This window comes from Kitasatospora sp. SC0581, from assembly GCF_048159585.1.
In the GTDB taxonomy this organism is placed as follows: Bacteria; Actinomycetota; Actinomycetes; order Streptomycetales; family Streptomycetaceae; genus Kitasatospora.
The window spans coordinates 164,031-179,855 of sequence record NZ_JBLRWA010000008.1; the positions used below are offsets into that span (position 1 = coordinate 164,031).

Annotated in this window: 15 protein-coding genes; all 15 read right to left on the reverse strand. The window is 71.6% G+C overall.

The window, feature by feature from the left end; genetic code table 11:
- Positions 1-134 precede the first annotated feature (134 nt).
- Positions 135-950: a F0F1 ATP synthase subunit delta gene (locus ACLWS4_RS16040; RefSeq protein WP_049651805.1), complete on the reverse strand. Its 816-nt coding sequence runs from the start codon at positions 948-950 to the stop codon at positions 135-137.
- A complete protein-coding gene (locus ACLWS4_RS16045; RefSeq protein ID WP_107086439.1) occupies positions 947-1,507 on the reverse strand; it encodes a F0F1 ATP synthase subunit B in 561 nt (186 codons plus the stop codon). The genes ACLWS4_RS16040 and ACLWS4_RS16045 overlap by 4 nt, the downstream gene beginning before the upstream one ends.
- Positions 1,508-1,542: 35 nt before the next feature.
- Positions 1,543-1,779 carry an ATP synthase F0 subunit C gene (gene atpE / locus ACLWS4_RS16050; protein WP_031074289.1) on the reverse strand — a complete coding sequence of 79 codons (237 nt, stop codon included), beginning with the start codon at positions 1,777-1,779 and terminating at the stop codon, positions 1,543-1,545.
- Positions 1,780-1,875: 96 nt separating this feature from the next.
- Positions 1,876-2,688, reverse strand: a complete 813-nt coding sequence (gene atpB / locus ACLWS4_RS16055; RefSeq protein WP_049651806.1) for a F0F1 ATP synthase subunit A — start codon at positions 2,686-2,688, stop codon at positions 1,876-1,878.
- A 285-nt stretch (positions 2,689-2,973) separates the two neighbouring features.
- Positions 2,974-3,417, reverse strand: a complete 444-nt coding sequence (locus ACLWS4_RS16060) for a hypothetical protein (RefSeq protein WP_049651807.1) — start codon at positions 3,415-3,417, stop codon at positions 2,974-2,976.
- Between the two features lie 296 nt (positions 3,418-3,713).
- Positions 3,714-5,003, reverse strand: coding sequence for an MraY family glycosyltransferase (locus tag ACLWS4_RS16065; RefSeq protein ID WP_049651812.1), 1,290 nt, complete (start codon positions 5,001-5,003; stop codon positions 3,714-3,716).
- A gap of 172 nt (positions 5,004-5,175) precedes the next feature.
- On the reverse strand, positions 5,176-6,456 hold the full coding sequence (gene glyA, locus ACLWS4_RS16070) for a serine hydroxymethyltransferase (protein ID WP_416874418.1): 1,281 nt from the start codon (positions 6,454-6,456) through the stop codon (positions 5,176-5,178).
- 118 nt (positions 6,457-6,574) lie between these two features.
- Positions 6,575-7,234 (reverse strand): protein-tyrosine-phosphatase, encoded by a 660-nt coding sequence (locus tag ACLWS4_RS16075; protein ID WP_369808349.1) that lies wholly within the window; start codon positions 7,232-7,234, stop codon positions 6,575-6,577.
- A 14-nt stretch (positions 7,235-7,248) separates the two neighbouring features.
- Entirely contained in the window at positions 7,249-7,896 is a 648-nt protein-coding gene (locus ACLWS4_RS16080; RefSeq protein WP_416874419.1) for an L-threonylcarbamoyladenylate synthase, read from the reverse strand.
- A 200-nt stretch (positions 7,897-8,096) separates the two neighbouring features.
- Positions 8,097-8,963 (reverse strand): peptide chain release factor N(5)-glutamine methyltransferase, encoded by an 867-nt coding sequence (gene prmC / locus ACLWS4_RS16085; protein WP_049658073.1) that lies wholly within the window; start codon positions 8,961-8,963, stop codon positions 8,097-8,099.
- A 63-nt stretch (positions 8,964-9,026) separates the two neighbouring features.
- Positions 9,027-10,106, reverse strand: coding sequence for a peptide chain release factor 1 (gene prfA / locus ACLWS4_RS16090; protein ID WP_049658075.1), 1,080 nt, complete (start codon positions 10,104-10,106; stop codon positions 9,027-9,029).
- A gap of 132 nt (positions 10,107-10,238) precedes the next feature.
- Entirely contained in the window at positions 10,239-10,460 is a 222-nt protein-coding gene (gene rpmE, locus ACLWS4_RS16095) for a 50S ribosomal protein L31 (protein ID WP_030057539.1), read from the reverse strand.
- A gap of 138 nt (positions 10,461-10,598) precedes the next feature.
- Positions 10,599-11,711 (reverse strand): LCP family protein, encoded by a 1,113-nt coding sequence (locus ACLWS4_RS16100; RefSeq protein WP_375876474.1) that lies wholly within the window; start codon positions 11,709-11,711, stop codon positions 10,599-10,601.
- A gap of 140 nt (positions 11,712-11,851) precedes the next feature.
- Positions 11,852-13,954: a transcription termination factor Rho gene (gene rho, locus ACLWS4_RS16105; RefSeq protein WP_181970680.1), complete on the reverse strand. Its 2,103-nt coding sequence runs from the start codon at positions 13,952-13,954 to the stop codon at positions 11,852-11,854.
- Positions 13,955-14,556: 602 nt separating this feature from the next.
- Positions 14,557-15,495: a homoserine kinase gene (gene thrB, locus ACLWS4_RS16110; protein ID WP_049655887.1), complete on the reverse strand. Its 939-nt coding sequence runs from the start codon at positions 15,493-15,495 to the stop codon at positions 14,557-14,559.
- Positions 15,496-15,825 lie beyond the last annotated feature (330 nt).

A 15,825-nucleotide genomic window follows, 5' to 3' on the forward strand; every position in this document is an offset into this window, starting at 1 on the left:
TTGCGATCCTCGGCCCGCCATTGAGGGCCGCAAGTATTCGACTCTCGGCCGGGTCTTCCGAACCGGCCGTACGATGTGCCGGCTCCTTGGGGAGCCGGTTTCCCGACCGAGGGTCGGATGTGCTGCTTGGGTGCTCAGCCTTCGAGCGACTGGCGAGCGCCCTCGAGGCGGCTCGACACGGTGCCGTTGATGATCTCGTCGCCGATCTGCACCCGGACGCCGCCGACGACCTCGGGGTCGACGTCGATGTTCAGGTGGACCTGGCGGCCGTACATCCGGGCCAGAGCACCGGACAGGCGCTCCTTCTGGGTGTCCGACAGCGGCACCGCGGTGGTGACCAGGGCCACCACGCGGCCGCGGCGCGCGGCGGCGAGCTTCGAGTAGGACTCAAGGCCCTGCTCCAGGCTACGGCCACGCGGCACGTTGACGAGGGCGGTGACCAGCCGGACGGTACCGGCGTTGGCGCGGCCGCCGAGCAGCTTGCCGATCAGCCCGGCCTTCGCGACGGCACCGGCCTTCGGCTCGGTCAGCGCGGCGCGCAGCTCGTGCGAGCCGCTCACCACCCGGCCGAAGCGGAAGAGCTCGTCCTCGACGTCGTCCAGGGCGCCGGCCTTGTCCGCGGCGATGATCTCCGCGTAGGCGGCGAGCTCCTCGGTCGCGTCCACCAGGTCGCGCGAGCCCGACCAGCGGGAGCGGACCAGGCCGGAGACCAGGTCGACGGCCTCGCCGGAGACCTGGCCGGTCAGCAGCGAGGTGACCAGCTGGGCCTTGTCCTGGCCCGACCGCGAGGGGTCGGTCAGGACGCGGCGCAGCGACACCTCGCGGTCCAGCACGGCCGTGACGGCGGTGAGCTCCTCGGCGAGCTTGGCCGCGTCCACCGAGGTGGAGTCGGTCAGGCTCTCCAGGTTCTGCCGGCCGGCGACGAGGGCCTCACGGCTGGCGCCGATCACTTGGCCGCACCCTGAGCAACGGCGGCCTTGGCCTCCAGCTCGTCCAGGAAGCGGTCGATGACACCGCTCTGCCGGGTGTGGTCCTCGAGGGACTCACCCACGATGCGGGACGCCAGCTGGGTGGCCAGCGAGCCCACGTCCTGACGCAGGGCGGCAGTGGCCTGCTTCTTGTCCGCCTCGATCTGGGCGTGACCGGCGGCGACGATGGCCTCGCGCTGGCGCTGGCCCTCCTCGCGCATCTCGGCGAGCTGGGCGGCACCCTGCTCGCGAGCCTGCTCGACGATGCGGGCAGCCTCGTGGCGCGCCTCGGCGAGCTCGGCGCGGTACTGCTCAAGCAGGGCCTGGGCCTCCACCTGGGCGGCCTCGGCGCGCTCCATCCCGCCCTCGATCGCGTCCCGGCGCTCCGACAGCACCTTCTCGATGCTGGGGAGGAGCTTCTTGCCGAGCAGACCGAAGACGATGAAGAAGCAGAGCAGGCCGATGATGATCTCGGGCCACGCGGGGAGGAGAGGGTTCATCTTCTCCTCGGCCGCGAGCTGGACGATCGCCATGCTCATATCTGGACCTTCCTCAGAAAGGGTCTACGGCGGGATTACTTGTTGCCGAAGACGAACGGCATGACGATGCCGATGAGGGCGAGCGCCTCGGTCAGCGCGAAGCCGATGAACATGTTGGAACGGATGAGACCGGCAGCCTCGGGCTGGCGGGCCATGGCCTGGACACCGTTACCGAAGATCAGACCGACGCCGATGCCGGGGCCGATGGCGGCGAGGCCGTAGCCCAGGGAGGCGACGGAACCGTAGACAGTGCCCTCAGCGAGGATGCTCATTGACGTTGTCCTTTGCAGGGTGGTGAACCGGTGGTGATTGGCCACCGGGCGATCCGGGACGGGAAGTGGTTCTCGGCGGGGCCGGGGCCCCGGGGCTCAGTGCGCCTCTTCCAGGGCACCGGCGATGTAGCTGCTGGCCAGCATCACGAAGATGTAGGCCTGCAGGAACTGGACCAGCAGCTCGAAGGCGGTCAGGCCGACGGCCACGATGAACGAGGCCGAGCCGTACAGCGCGCCCAGGGACGGGCTGAGCAGGTACCAGGAGGCGATGGAGAACATCACGATCAGCAGGTGGCCGGCGAACATGTTCGCGAAGGCTCGGACCGCGAGCGTGAAGGGGCGCACGAAGATGTTCGAGAAGAACTCGATCGGCACCAGGATGAACATGACCCAGCCGGGGATGCCCGACGGCCAGCAGAGGTTCTTGAGACCGCCGACGAAGCCGTGCTTCTTGAAGGTCAGCGTCATGTAGGTGATCCACACGACCGCAGCGAGGCCGGCCGGGAACGCGATCGCCGCCGACACCGGGAACTGTGCGAACGGGATGATCGACATGATGTTCATCAACCAGATGAAGAAGAACATCGAGACCAGCATCGGGACGTACTTCTCGCCCTTCTTGCCGATCGTCTCCAGCACGATGGAGCGCTTGACGAAGTCGTAGCCGATCTCACCGACCAGCTGCAGCTTGCCGGGGACGAGGCGCGGCTTGGCGAAGGCGGCCCAGAAGAACACGACGACCAGGAGCGCGACGATGATCGACAGCAGCATCGGCTTGTTGAACTCGATGCTGCCGATCGAGAAGATCGGCTTGAACTGGAACTCGTTCAGACCCGGGGCCGGGAAGCCACAGCCAGCGTCCCCGAAGTGGCAACTGCCTGAGGCGAGGGACGTGAGTTCAGCACTCACCGCGGACTCCTTCGTCGTGACGCATGGTTACGGCAACCTCGGTGTGTCGGCGTGGCCTGCGACCACGGAGCGGCACTGGAACTTGATGGGTTTCTCGCCGACCCCGCGCGCCGGTGCACGGCACCACAGCGGGATCATCGAAGACTGCGCGGATCAGGGGGGCGATCCGTCCGCTCTCCGGACAGACCAGGCCTCTTCCCGTACTCCGTTGTTGCGACGGACGATAGCAGCCCGTCAGTGCGGCATAAACACCGCCCCCCTCGTTGGGGGGACAGTTGGGCCTCGTCACTGTTGACGCCCCTTGTCGGAGGGCTTGTCGCCCTTCTTTTCGGAGGCGTCGGGGTCGACGTAGAAGGTTTTGGCCTTGAGCGCACCGCGCACCTGGAAGCCCGTCCAGATCAGGGCGCAGCCGAGCAGGGTGAACGCGAAGGCCTGCCGGTTGAACAGCTCGGTGTCCTTGAAGACCGCGAGCACGATGCCGACCAGCAGGATCTGCGTGGTGTACACCAGCAGCGCCGCGGCCATCATGATCTGCGGGTTCGACCTGGTCAGCCGGTCGAGCGCGACCTGGCCGAAGCTGAAGAAGGCCATCACGAGGAGCGCGCCGAAGAGGGCGCCGAGCAGCCCCTTCCCACCGGCAACGGCAAAGGAGATCACCATGGCGATGATTCCGGCGACCGCAGTGGGAATCGCGGCGCCTCGGAGGATCCGGGCGTCGGTGGACGGCATGTCGGCAGCTCCGGCGGCATGTCGATGTGGCGGGGGACGGGCACTGCGGTGGCGGGTGACACCGGACCGAGGCATCGCCGCGGGCCGCCATGTGAGCGACGGGCCCGGTGAGGGAGACCGACAGGGACGGAAGTCATCCACCTGTCAGGTCTTTCGGCGTGTTCTCGATACTCGTGAACGGTATCACAAACTATTTGATGAGAGCTTTACCATGAATGTGTGGCACCTGTCACACCAACGGCGCAACGATTCCGCCGTTCGGGTGACGGCCACCTGTCGTGGCATCAACTCCCTTGTCAGTGGCGGCCGGTGGCCTTGGGGTGGGAGCCGACCGCGGTGGAGCCCACGCCGGACTCCCGCCCGGCTTCACCCAGGAGTTCCTTGTCCTTGGCCGACAGTTCAGCCATCGGACCGCTCTGCTGCCGGCGGTAGCGCGGGGGGACGAAGGACTGCACCGCCCGCGGGGCGCGCGGCCGGAACCGCGGGGTGAGCAGCACCACCAGGCCGACCAGGCAGAGCCCGGCGAGCGTCAGGACGACGGTGCGGCCGGTGTTGGTCACCGAGAAGGCGACCGAGCCGAAGGCGATCAGCGCGGCCCAGAAGTACATGATCATCACGGCGCGGCTGTGCGAGTGCCCCACCTGGAGCAGCCGGTGGTGCAGGTGGCGCTTGTCCGCGGCGAACGGGGACTGGCCCGCCCAGGTGCGGCGCACCACCGCGAGCAGCAGGTCGGCCAGCGGCAGCGCGATGACCGTCAGCGGCAGCAGCAGCGGGATGTAGATCGGCACCAGGGCGTGCACGGCGGCGGTCTGCGAACCGGCCTCGTTGCTGATCAGGTCCGGGTCGACCCGGCCGGTGATGGAGATCGCGGCGACGGCCAGCATCAGGCCCAGCATCATCGAGCCGGAGTCGCCCATGAAGATCCGCGCGGGGTGCATGTTGTGCGCCAGGAAGCCCAGGCACATGCCGATCAGCAGCACGCTGAACAGCACGGCGGGGGCCGCGTCGGAGATCGTGTAGCCGTACCAGAGCCGGTAGCTGTACAGGAAGAAGGCCATCGCGGCGATGCAGACCATGCCGCCGGCCAGGCCGTCCAGGCCGTCGATGAAGTTCACCGCGTTGACCATGACGACGACCAGGGTGACCGAGATGACCATGCCCTGGGTCGGGCTCACCGCGACCGGGCCGACACCGGGCACCGGGAGGGTGATCACCGTGACGCCCTGCCAGACCATCACGCCGGCGGCGATCATCTGGCCGCCGAGCTTCACCAGCGCGTCCACGCCCCACTTGTCGTCGAGCACCCCGAGCAGGAACATGATCCCGGCCCCGGACAGCAGCGCGCGGATGTCGGTGCCCTGGGAGAACACCTTGCTCAGGTTGTCCAGCTGCGAGGCGACCAGGATGCCCGCGCACAGTCCGCCGAACATCGCGATGCCGCCGAGCCGCGGCGTGGGTTCGCGGTGCACGTCCCGGGCGCGCACCGGCGGCATGGCGCCGGCCGCGATGGCGAACTTCCGGACCGGGCCCGTCAACAGGTAGGTGACGGCGGCGGTGCAGAACAGCACCAGCAGATACTCACGCACCACTGGCCTCCTGCATCACTGTCGAACGGGGAAGTACCGAAGGTACTCCCCTGCCTTCCCGGGGTTCGAGGTGCGTCGCCACGGCACACACCTTATTGAGTCGGACGCCCGGACCGTGCATCGCGGTTCGCCCTCCCGGGTAGGAGATCCGGATACCCGCGGAAGGCCGCCGTCAGGCCCGGTCGGCGAAGGCCGCCGCCAGCTCCCGGACCCGCGCCGCGGCCGGGACGACCGCGTCCCCGGCGAGCACCCGCGCGATCAGCCCGGCGATCTCCGCCAGCTCCGGCTCCCCCATCCCCTGGCTGGTGACCGTGCCCGTGCCCAGCCGGATGCCGGAGGTCTCGGCGGCCGGCGCCGGGTCGTACGGCAGCGCGCACTTGCCGAGCAGCAGCCCGGCCGCCGCGCAGCGCCGCTCGGCCTCCGCGCCGGTCACGCCGAGCGGGCTCACGTCGGCGGTCACCAGATGGGTGTCGGTACCGCCCGTCAGGGGGCGCATTCCGGCCTCTGCGAGCCCCGTGGCGAGCGCCCGCGCCCCGGACACCGTCCGCTCCGCGTACGCCCGGTACGCGGGCTTCGAGGCCTCCGCGAGGGCCACCGCCTTGCCGGCCACCTCGTTCATCGCCGCGCCGCCCTGGCTGAACGGGAACACCGCCCGGTCGATCCGCTCGGCCAGCTCCGCGGTGCACAGCAGCAGCCCGCCGCGCGGGCCGCGCAGCAGCTTGTGGGTGGCCGCCACCGTGACGTCCGCGTACGGCACCGGGGAGGGCGCCACCCCGGCCGCGATCAGCCCGGTGGTCTGCGCGGCGGAGGCGATCAGGTAGGCGTCCACCTCGTCGGCGATCTCGCGGAACGCCGCCCAGTCCGGGTGCCGGGGGTGCGAGATCGAGCCCGCCACGATGGCCTTGGGGCGGTGCTGCCGGGCCAGGTCGCGGACCTGGTCGAGGTCGATCAGCCCGTCGGACTCGCGCACGCCGTAGCCGGTGAAGTCGAACCAGCGCCCGGAGAAGTTGGCGCGCGAGCCGCAGCTGAGGTGGCCGCCGTGCTCCAGCGACATCGCCAGCACCCCGTCGCCGGGCCGCAGCAGCGCCGCGTACGCCGCCAGCATCGCCGAAGTCGCCGACCGCGGCTGGACGTTGGCGTGCGGGGCGGCGAACAGCTCGCGGGCCCGGTCGATCGCCAGCAGCTCGGCGGCGTCCGCCAGCGCGCAGCCGGTGTGGTGCCGGCGGCCCGGGTAGCCCTCGGCGTACTTGTCGATCAGCGGGCCGGTGAGCGCCGCCAGGACGGCGGGGGTGGTCAGGTTCTCCCCCGCCAGCAGCTGGATCGTCTCGGCGCGCCGCTCGGCCTCCGCGGCCAGCAGGTCGGCCAGCTGCGGATCGGCCCGGTGCAGCGCCTCGGACGCCCAGGGGCGCCCGGTCCTGGCGGTCGGGCCGGACGCGGCATCGGTGACGGTCATGGCGGGGCTCCCGGGCGCTGCGGGGACTGTGTCACCCAGCGTAGGACCGCTCCCGCCACCCGGCCCGCCGGGCCGCGGCCGAACGGCCCCGTGCGGCGCCCTGCCCGGGCCCGGCCCGTCAGCGCGGCGCGGGGACGCCGGTCAGCGCGGTGACCACCGGGTCGACCGCGTGGAATATCTCCTCGCCGCAGTTGCGGAACATGCCGATCGGCGCCCCGTACGGGTCGTCCACCTCGTCCGACTCCGGCGTGGCGGCCAGCAGCCAGCCGCGCAGCGCGGCGGCGGCCCGGACCAGCGCGCGGGCCCGCTCGGTGACGTCGGCGCCGCGCCTCGGGTCCGGCAGGGTGCCCGGGTCTATCGTCCGCACCAGGCGGGTGAACTCCTTCAGCGTGAAGGTGCGCAGCCCCGCCTCGTGGCCCATCGAGATCACCTGGGCGCGGTGGTCCAGCGTCGCGGTGAGCACCAGGTCGGCCTCGACCACGTGCTCGTCCAGCAGCTCGCGGCCGGTGAAGCCGCCGCTGTCGGCGCCGTACTCGTCGAGCACCGTCGCGGCGTGGTCCTCCATCGGCGCGCCCTCGTGGCCCCAGGTACCGGCGCTCTCCACCAGGATCCGGCCGGCCACCCGGGGGCTCAGCCGGGTGTCCAGCTCACGCCGGGTCAGCCGCTCGGCGATCGGCGAGCGGCAGATGTTCCCCGTGCAGACGAACAGGATCCGGAAGTGGTCCAGCGGCCTGGGGCCCACGCTCAGGTACGGCGCTATGCCCGGCCCGGCGTGCAGCGAGGCGGTGGGCGTCAACTGCCGGCCTCCAGGTCGGGGACGACCTCCCTCAGCTGCTCGACGCTGATCGCACCGGCCCGCAGCAGGACCGGGACCTTGCCGGTGACGTCCACGATCGACGAGGTGGCGGAGTCCTCGGCCGCCCCGCCGTCCAGGTAGACCGAGACCGCGTCGCCGAGCTGGGTCTGTGCCTCGTCGCAGGTCAGCGGGGAGACCCCGCCGATCCGGTTGGCACTGGAGACGGCCAGCGGGCCGGTGCTGTTCAGCAGCTCGATGGCGACCGGGTGCAGCGGCATCCGGACCGCGACGGTGCCGCGGGTGTCGCCGAGGTCCCAGCGCAGCGAGGGCTGGTGCCGGGCGACCAGGGTGAGCCCGCCCGGCCAGAAGGCGTCGACCAGCTCCCAGGCCTGCTCGGAGAAGTCGGTGACCAGGCCGTGCAGGGTGGTCGGCGAGCCGACCAGCACCGGCGAGGGCGTGTTGCGGCCGCGGCCGCGGGCGGCCATCAGCTCGCCGACCGCCTCCGGGGAGAAGGCGTCCGCACCGACCCCGTACAGGGTGTCGGTGGGCAGCACGACGAGTTCGCCGCGGCGGATGGCCGAGGCGGCCTCGCGCAGACCGGTGGCGCGGTCCCCGGCATCGGCACAGTCGTAACGGCGGCTCATCGGTGCGGTCCCCTTCCGGAGTGGCTCATGGCGTTACAGCGCAGCCTTGCGCGCCGTCGTACGGTGCTCGGTGGTCACGACCCGACCCTCCGGGCCGTGGTCCTGTGCCCGACGGTTCACGACCCGACCCTCCGGGCGGTCGTCCTGTGCCCGACTGTTCACGACCCGACCCTCCGGGCGGTCGTCCTGTGCCCGACTGTTCACGACCCGACCCTCCGGGCGGTCGTGAAACGGGGCCGGTTGTTCAGGTCGCGGTGGTCGGCGGTGTCCGTCCAGCCGTGTTCCTCGTTGAAGATCCACGGCACCTGGCCGCCCTGCTGGTCGGCGTGCTCGATCACCACCGCGCCGCCCGGGCGCAGCAGTCGGGCCGCGACCCGCTCGATGCCGCGGATGGTGTCCAGGCCGTCCTCGCCGGAGAACAGGGACATCTGCGGGTCGTGGTCGCGGGCCTCCGGCGCGACGTACTCCCACTCGGTGAGCGGGATGTACGGCGGGTTGGAGATGACCAGGTCGAAGCGGCCGTCCCAGGAGCGGTCGTCCTCGAAGGCCTTGGTGGCGTCACCGGCGTGCAGGGTGACCCGGGCGCGGTCCGGGCTGGCCTCGATGTTGCGCCGGGTGTACTCCAGCGCCCCCTCGTCCAGTTCGAAGGCGTGCACGGTGGAGCGCGGCAGTTCCTGGGCCAGGGCGAGCGCGATCGCGCCGGAGCCGGAGCACAGGTCCACCACCAGCGGCTCGGCCACGTCCATGTCGCGCACCGCGTCTATCGCCCACTCGACGACCGTCTCGGTCTCCGGCCGGGGCACGAACACCCCGGGGCCGACCTCCAGTTCGAGGTAGCGGAAGAACGCCCGCCCGGTGATGTGCTGGAGCGGCTCGCGCGCCTCGCGGCGGGAGACCGCCTCCCAGTAGCGGGCGTCGAAGTCGGCGTCCTTCACCGTGTGCAGCTGGCTGCGCTTGACGCGGTGGACGTAGGCGGCGAGCTCCTCCGCGTCGAAGCGCGGCGACGGCACGCCGGCCGCGGCCAACCGCTGGGTGGCCTGGGCCACCTCGGCGAGCAGCAGGTTCATCCGTACGACCTCTTGTTTCTGCGCTCCGGCTTCGGGCGAAGCGCGGGCTGGGGCGCGCCGGTCTCAGTTCTCTTGGGCCGCGGCGGCGAGCTTGGCCTCCGCGTCCTTGTCGACGCAGGACTGGATCACCGCGTTCAGTTCGCCGTCCAGGACCTGGTCCAGGTTGTACGCCTTGAATCCGGTGCGGTGGTCCGAGATGCGGTTCTCGGGGTAGTTGTACGTGCGGATCCGCTCCGAGCGGTCGACCGTACGGACCTGGCTGCGGCGCGCGTCCGAGGCCTCCCGCTCGGCCTCCTCCTGCGCGGCGGCCAGCAGCCGCGAACGCAGGATGCGCATCGCCTGCTCCTTGTTCTGGAGCTGGCTCTTCTCGTTCTGGCAGGACGCCACGATACCGGTCGGCAGGTGGGTGATCCGGACCGCGGAGTCGGTGGTGTTGACCGACTGGCCGCCGGGGCCGGAGGAGCGGTAGACGTCGATCCGCAGGTCGTTGGCGACGATCTCGACCTCGACCTCCTCCGCCTCGGGGGTGACCAGCACGCCCGCCGCGGAGGTGTGGATGCGGCCCTGGGACTCGGTGGCGGGGACGCGCTGCACGCGGTGCACGCCGCCCTCGTACTTCAGCCGGGCCCAGACGCCCTGGCCGGGCTCGGCGTTGCCCTTGGTCTTCACGGCCACCGAGACGTCCTTGTAGCCGCCGAGGTCGGACTCGTTGGAGTCGATGATCTCGGTCTTCCAGCCGATCCGCTCCGCGTAGCGCAGGTACATCCGGAGCAGGTCGCCGGCGAACAGCGCGGACTCCTCGCCGCCCTCGCCCGCCTTGATCTCCAGGATGACGTCCTTGTCGTCACTCGGGTCGCGCGGCACCAGCAGCAGCCGCAGCTCCTCGGTGAGCTCGTCCCTGCGGGCCTCGGAGGCCTTCGCCTCGGCGATGAACTCCGGGTCCTCCGCGGCGAGTTCGCGCGCGGCCTCGATGTCCTCGCCGGCCTGCCGCCACTGCCGGTAGACCCGGGTGATCGGGGTCAGCTCGGCGTACCGCTTGGCCAGCTTGCGGGCGTTGGCCTGGTCGGCGTGGACGGACGGGTCGGCCAGCCTCGTCTCGAGGTCGGCGTGCTCGACGAGGAGCTCTTCGACTGCCTCGAACATGGGGTGGCCTTCTTCCCGGTGACTCGGAAACGTGTGGGGGGTGGGGAATTCGCGGGGGGACGCGAACGGCGCCGGCCCCCAGCGCCCCCGACAACGAGTACGGGGGCACCGGGAACCGGCGCCGAGGGAGCGCTAGGCCTTCGCGCTGTGCTGCTTGCCGAAGCGGGCCTCGAAGCGGGCCACGCGGCCACCGGTGTCGAGGATCTTCTGCTTGCCGGTGTAGAACGGGTGGCACTGCGAGCAGACCTCGGCGCGGATCTCGCCACTGGTCTCGGTCGAGCGGGTGGTGAACTCGGCGCCGCAGGTGCAGGTCACGCGCGTGACCACGTACTCGGGGTGAACGTTGGGCTTCAAGGGGTTCTCCTAGGTTTCGGGAGGGTACCGGGTCGGCGGCTGGGGCGCCGCACGTGAACCGGGACCGACGGACCAGTCTGCCAGGACCGGCCGCATCTTCCCAAACCGGGTCGCGTTCCGGGATATTCCGGACCCCCCTCAGCGCGTGCCGGCGGCCTTCGCGGACGGCTTCCCCGCGGCCGGCGCGGGGGCCGTGGGGGCCGCCTGGGCGGGGTTCTCCGGCTGTTCGGAGACGATCGCGGAGGGGAACGGCTGGTCGGCCTTGAGCGCCGCCCAGACCTGCCCCGCCTGCGGCTGCAGCGGGACCACCCGGTTCGGGTCGCTGGGGGCCGTCTCCACCGGCAGGGTGACCATGCTCAGCTGGTCCGGGCCTATCCCCTTGAGCTCCTGGGCGAGCCCCACCAGCGAGTTCACCGAGCCGAGCGCGGAGTCGGTGGTGATGCTCCTGGTCACCGTGTCGCCGACCGACCACAGCTTGACCGGGTTGGTGAGCATCCCGCTCCCCCCGACCTGCTGCAGCAGCGACTTCACCATCTGCTTCTGGAGCTCGATCCGGCCGAGGTCGCTGCCGTCGCCGACGCCGTGCCGGGTGCGCACGAAGGCCAGCGCCTGCTGTCCGTCCAGGTGGTGCTCGCCGGGCGGCAGGTCGAGCCCGCTGTCCTTGTCGTGGATGGCCACCGTGGTGGTCACGGTGGCCCCGCCTATCGCGTCCACGACCCGGGCGAAGCCGGCGAAGTCGACCTGCAGGTAGTGGTCCATCCGCAGCCCGGTGAGCTGCTCGGTGGTCTTGACCGCGCAGGCCGCGCCGCCGCTCTCGAAGGCGCTGTTGTACATCGCGCGCTTGGCGCCGGGCACCGGCTTGCCGTTCGCGTCGACGCAGTCGGGGCGGGCGACCAGGGTGTCGCGCGGGATCGAGACGATCTGGGCGCCGGAGTGGGCCTGGTTGACGTGCACCACCATCGCGGTGTCCGAGCGGGCGGTGCCGCCGGTGTCCCCGCCGGCGACCGAGCCGTTGTCGCCGGCCCGCGAATCGGAGCCGAGCACCAGGATGTTGAAGGAGCCGTCGGTGGCGGCCGGCGGCCGGGCGTCGCCGAGCCGGGCGTCGATGTCGACGCTGGTGATGTTCCCGTTGAGCCTGAAGTAGGCGAAGAGGCCCGCGCCGGCGCCGAGGACGACGAGCGCGGCGAACGCGCAGGCAGCCGTCCGCAGGATTCTGCGGCGGCGACTCAGGACCCTCTTGTGCTCGGCCATACGGTCCAGAGTAAATCGGACAACATGATCCAAACGCCCCCAAGGTGTCCCGACTCTGGAACAAAGCGGCCAGGACGCACGGAACCCCGGACCGCTCGCGCGATCCGGGGTTCCGTGCTTCGACAGCCGTCCGGCTACGGTCAGTCGCCGGAGCCGGGGGTGGTCTTGGCGATCTGCATCAGGAACTCGGCGTTGCTCTTGGTCTGCTTCATCTTGTCCAGGAGCAGCTCGATCGCCTGCTGCGAGTCGAGCGCGTGCAGCACCCGGCGGAGCTTCCAGACGATGGCCAACTCCTCGCTGCCGAGCAGGATCTCCTCCTTGCGGGTGCTGGAGGCGTCCACGTCGACGGCCGGGAAGATGCGCTTGTCCGAGAGCTTCCGGTCGAGCTTGAGCTCCATGTTGCCGGTGCCCTTGAACTCCTCGAAGATCACCTCGTCCATGCGCGAGCCGGTCTCGACCAGCGCGGTGGCCAGGATGGTCAGCGAGCCGCCGTTCTCGATGTTGCGCGCGGCGCCGAAGAACTTCTTCGGCGGGTACAGCGCGGTCGAGTCGACACCACCGGACAGGATGCGGCCGGAGGCCGGCGCCGCCAGGTTGTAGGCGCGGCCGAGGCGGGTGATCGAGTCCAGCAGGATGACCACGTCGTGGCCCAGCTCCACCAGGCGCTTGGCCCGCTCGATGGCCAGCTCGGCGACGGTGGTGTGGTCCTCGGCCGGGCGGTCGAAGGTCGAGGAGATGACCTCGCCCTTCACCGACCGCTGCATGTCGGTGACCTCTTCCGGACGCTCGTCGACCAGGACGACCATCAGGTGGCACTCGGGGTTGTTGTGGGTGATCGCGTTGGCGACCGCCTGGAGCACCATGGTCTTGCCGGTCTTCGGCGGCGCGACGATCAGACCGCGCTGGCCCTTGCCGATCGGCGACACCAGGTCGATGATCCGGGTGGTCAGCACGCCCGGGTCGGTCTCCAGGCGCAGCCGCTCCTGCGGGTAGAGCGGGGTGAGCTTGTTGAACTCGGGGCGGCCGCGGCCGCTCTCCGGGTCCATGCCGTTGACGGAGTCCAGGCGCACCATGGCGTTGAACTTCTCGCGGCGCTCGCCCTCGCGCGGCTGGCGCACCGCACCGGTGATGGCGTCACCCTTGCGCAGGCCGTTCTTGCGGACCTGGGCGAGCGAGACGTAGACGTCGTTCTGGCCCGGCAGGTAGCCGGAGGTGCGCACGAACGCGTAGTTGTCGAGGATGTCGAGGATGCCCGCGACCGGGATCAGGACGTCGTCCTCGCCGACCTGCGGCTCGGCCACGCCGGCGGCCTCGAAGCCGTCACGGCCACGACGGCCGCGGCGGTCGCGGTAGCGCCCGCGCCGGCCGCGGCGGCCCTCGCCGAACTCGTCGTCCTCGTAGCCGCCCTGCTGCTGGGCCTGCGGCTGCTGGGTCTGCTGGCCCTGACGGCCCTGCTGCTCGGCCTGGCCGCCCTGCTGCTGGCCGCCGCCCTGCTGGGGCTGGCGGTCGGCGCGCTCGCGGCGGTTGCGGCGGTCGCGGCGCGACTCGCGGCTGTCGCCGTCCTGGGCCTCGCCGCCCTCCTGGCGGTCGGTGCGCTCGGTGCGCTCGGTGCCCTCGCGGCGGTCACGGCGCTCGCGGCGGTCGCGACGCGACTCGCGGCCGTCCTCGCGGCCCTCGAAGCCGCGGGTCTCGGCCGGGCGGGCCTCGGCCTGCTTCGGCTCGGCGACCGCGACGGTGGCGGGCTCGGCGGCGGCCTCGGCGACCGGGGCGACGGGCGCGCCGGCGGCCGAGGTGGCCCGGCGGCGGGTGCGCTCGGTACGGGCGGGCGCGGCGGTCTCCGCGGCGGCCTGGACCGGGATCTCGATCTGGGCCTGCGGCTCGGCGGCGGCCGGGGCCTCGGCCTTGGCGGCGGCGGCCTTGGTGCGGCGGGCCGGCTTCTCGGCCGGGGCCTCGGCGTCCGCCTTGGCGGCGGTGCGCTTGGCGGCCGGGGCGGTGCCACCGGCGGCGAGCAGCGGGTCCCCGCCGCTCTTCTCCTTGATGGTCTCGATCAGCTGGCTCTTGCGCATGCGTCCGGTACCGGTGATGCCAAGGTCCGCGGCGAGCTTCTGGAGCTCGGCCAGGACCATGCCGTCCAGGCCCGCGGCGGCACTGCGGCGGCGCCGCGCCGGAGCAGCGGGGGCGGCGGCTGCGTCCGACGCCTCTGCGTCCGGGCGCGCGCCCATCAGATCGGTGGAGTCGCTCACTAAGGGTCCTTCCCTGGAGCGGACGTCGGCCTGTCTGGCTCGGCGACCGGTTGTGCTGTCCTGACCAACGCTCGACTGCGTCGGTCCGAGGCGGTGATCCCTCGAATGGCGGGAGCCTGTCGAGAGAGGGTTACGTGCGAGGTGCGGTGCGTGAAGCACGGTGGTGCTGAGTGGCGCGTGGGCCGGTCGTGTGTCGACCTCCCCTGAGGGCGTAACCCCCACGCTTCCTGCGAATCCCGGGCCCCCGTCGCGTGACGGTGGCCCGTGCTCCGCCCGTCCTGGCCTCAGGTGGGAGGCTGCGGGTGGGAGTCAGGTGCCGTCACGGCTTCGGGATGCGGCCGCATGTCGCGCAGGCAGGCTGCGTACGCGCTGCGGTGGGCTCCCGGAGAATCGTCGCCCCGTGCATCGCCGGGACTCCACTGCCGTGGAGCGCTGGGATCGGGACGCGGCGCACCTAGCCCCGGAGGGCACCTGGTGCAGCAATGAGGTTAACACTACCGACCCCCTCAGACATTCCCCAGCCTTGCGCTTGCCAATCGTGTCCGTCGGACCCGGCTCGGCAGGGTGCCGGTGCCGGGTCCCGAGCGGCCCGTTCGGGCTGCTCAGACGTCCAGCGGGAGCACGACGGCCCCGGTGCGGTCGACGTCCAGCCGGTGCGCGGCGAACGCCGGGTCGCCGCCGTGGCCGTGGTGTCCGGCGAAGGAGAGCACCTTGTCGGCGCCCGCCTCGTCGGTGAGGGCCAGGACGGTCGGACCGGCGCCGGAGACGACCGCCGGGAAGCCCTCGGCGCGCAGGGCGCCGACCAGCGCGGCGCTGTCCGGCATGGCGGAGGCGCGGTAGTCCTGGTGCAGCCGGTCCTCGGTGGCGGCGAGGAGCAGTTCGGGGCGCCTGGTCAGCGCCTCCACCAGCAGTGCGGAACGGCCCGCGTTGACGGCCGCGTCGGCCAGCGGGACGGTCTTCGGCAGCAGTCCGCGCGCGGTCTCGGTGAGCACCTCGCCGGCCGGCACGAACACCACCGGGACGACCTGCTCGGACGGCTCCAGCACGACCGCCTTGGCCGACTCCTCGTCGGTCCAGGCGATGGTGAAGTTGCCGCGCAGGCAGGCCGCGACGTTGTCGGGGTGGCCCTCCAGCTCGGAGGCGAGGGCCAGCAGCGCGTCGTCGTCCAGCGCGGACCGGCCGCCGATGGTCACCGCGCGGGCGGCCACGATGCCGGCGCAGATGGCGGCCGAGGAGGAGCCGAGGCCGCGGCCGTGCGGTATCCGGTTGGCGCAGACCACTTCGAGGCCGCGGGGCTGGCCGCCGAGCCGGTCGAAGGCGGCGCGCATCGAGCGGACCAGCAGGTGGCGCTCGTCGCGCGGCAGCGTCTCGGCGCCCTCACCGGCGATGTCGACGGAGAGGCCGGAGTCGGCGACCCGGACGACCACGTCGTCGTACAGACCCAGCGCGAGCCCGAAGGCGTCGAAGCCCGGGCCGAGGTTGGCGCTGGTCGCGGGAACCCTGACCCGGACGGCGGCGGCACGGAACGCGGGACCGGCCATACGGTGGACTCTCCTGGGGTAAATCGGGCGGCGCGGAGCGCGTCGTCGGTGCGAGGGTGGGAACGGACCGCGGCCCCTCCGGGGGGCGGGCGGTCGCGGTGTCGGCGCGGCCCGGACCCGCCGGGCCCGGGGCATGTGCCACACGGCCGAAGCCAGAGTATCGAAGAGAGGTTCCCGAGCGGTACACCCCGTGGGCCTTCGATCTGGTGTGTTGCCGTTCTGGCCGGAAATGCTCACCCCTCCCCGTCGACGGGAGGGGTGGAAAAGGATCGCAATGCGGAACCCAATGGACACAAAAGTGTCAGGGGGGAACTCCGACGGGCCGACCCT

What these genes read in the sequence shown, in the direction of transcription:
- ACLWS4_RS16045 (WP_107086439.1), bottom strand. Translation starts at nt 1,507, where the DNA reads ATGAGCATGGCGATCGTCCAGCTCGCGGCCGAGGAGAAGATGAACCCT.
- atpE (WP_031074289.1), bottom strand. Translation starts at nt 1,779, where the DNA reads ATGAGCATCCTCGCTGAGGGCACTGTCTACGGTTCCGTCGCCTCCCTG.
- ACLWS4_RS16060 (WP_049651807.1), bottom strand. Translation starts at nt 3,417, where the DNA reads ATGCCGTCCACCGACGCCCGGATCCTCCGAGGCGCCGCGATTCCCACT.
- glyA (WP_416874418.1), bottom strand. Translation starts at nt 6,456, where the DNA reads ATGACCGTCACCGATGCCGCGTCCGGCCCGACCGCCAGGACCGGGCGC.
- ACLWS4_RS16080 (WP_416874419.1), bottom strand. Translation starts at nt 7,896, where the DNA reads ATGAGCCGCCGTTACGACTGTGCCGATGCCGGGGACCGCGCCACCGGT.
- prmC (WP_049658073.1), bottom strand. Translation starts at nt 8,963, where the DNA reads ATGAACCTGCTGCTCGCCGAGGTGGCCCAGGCCACCCAGCGGTTGGCC.
- prfA (WP_049658075.1), bottom strand. Translation starts at nt 10,106, where the DNA reads ATGTTCGAGGCAGTCGAAGAGCTCCTCGTCGAGCACGCCGACCTCGAG.
- ACLWS4_RS16100 (WP_375876474.1), bottom strand. Translation starts at nt 11,711, where the DNA reads ATGGCCGAGCACAAGAGGGTCCTGAGTCGCCGCCGCAGAATCCTGCGG.
- thrB (WP_049655887.1), bottom strand. Translation starts at nt 15,495, where the DNA reads ATGGCCGGTCCCGCGTTCCGTGCCGCCGCCGTCCGGGTCAGGGTTCCC.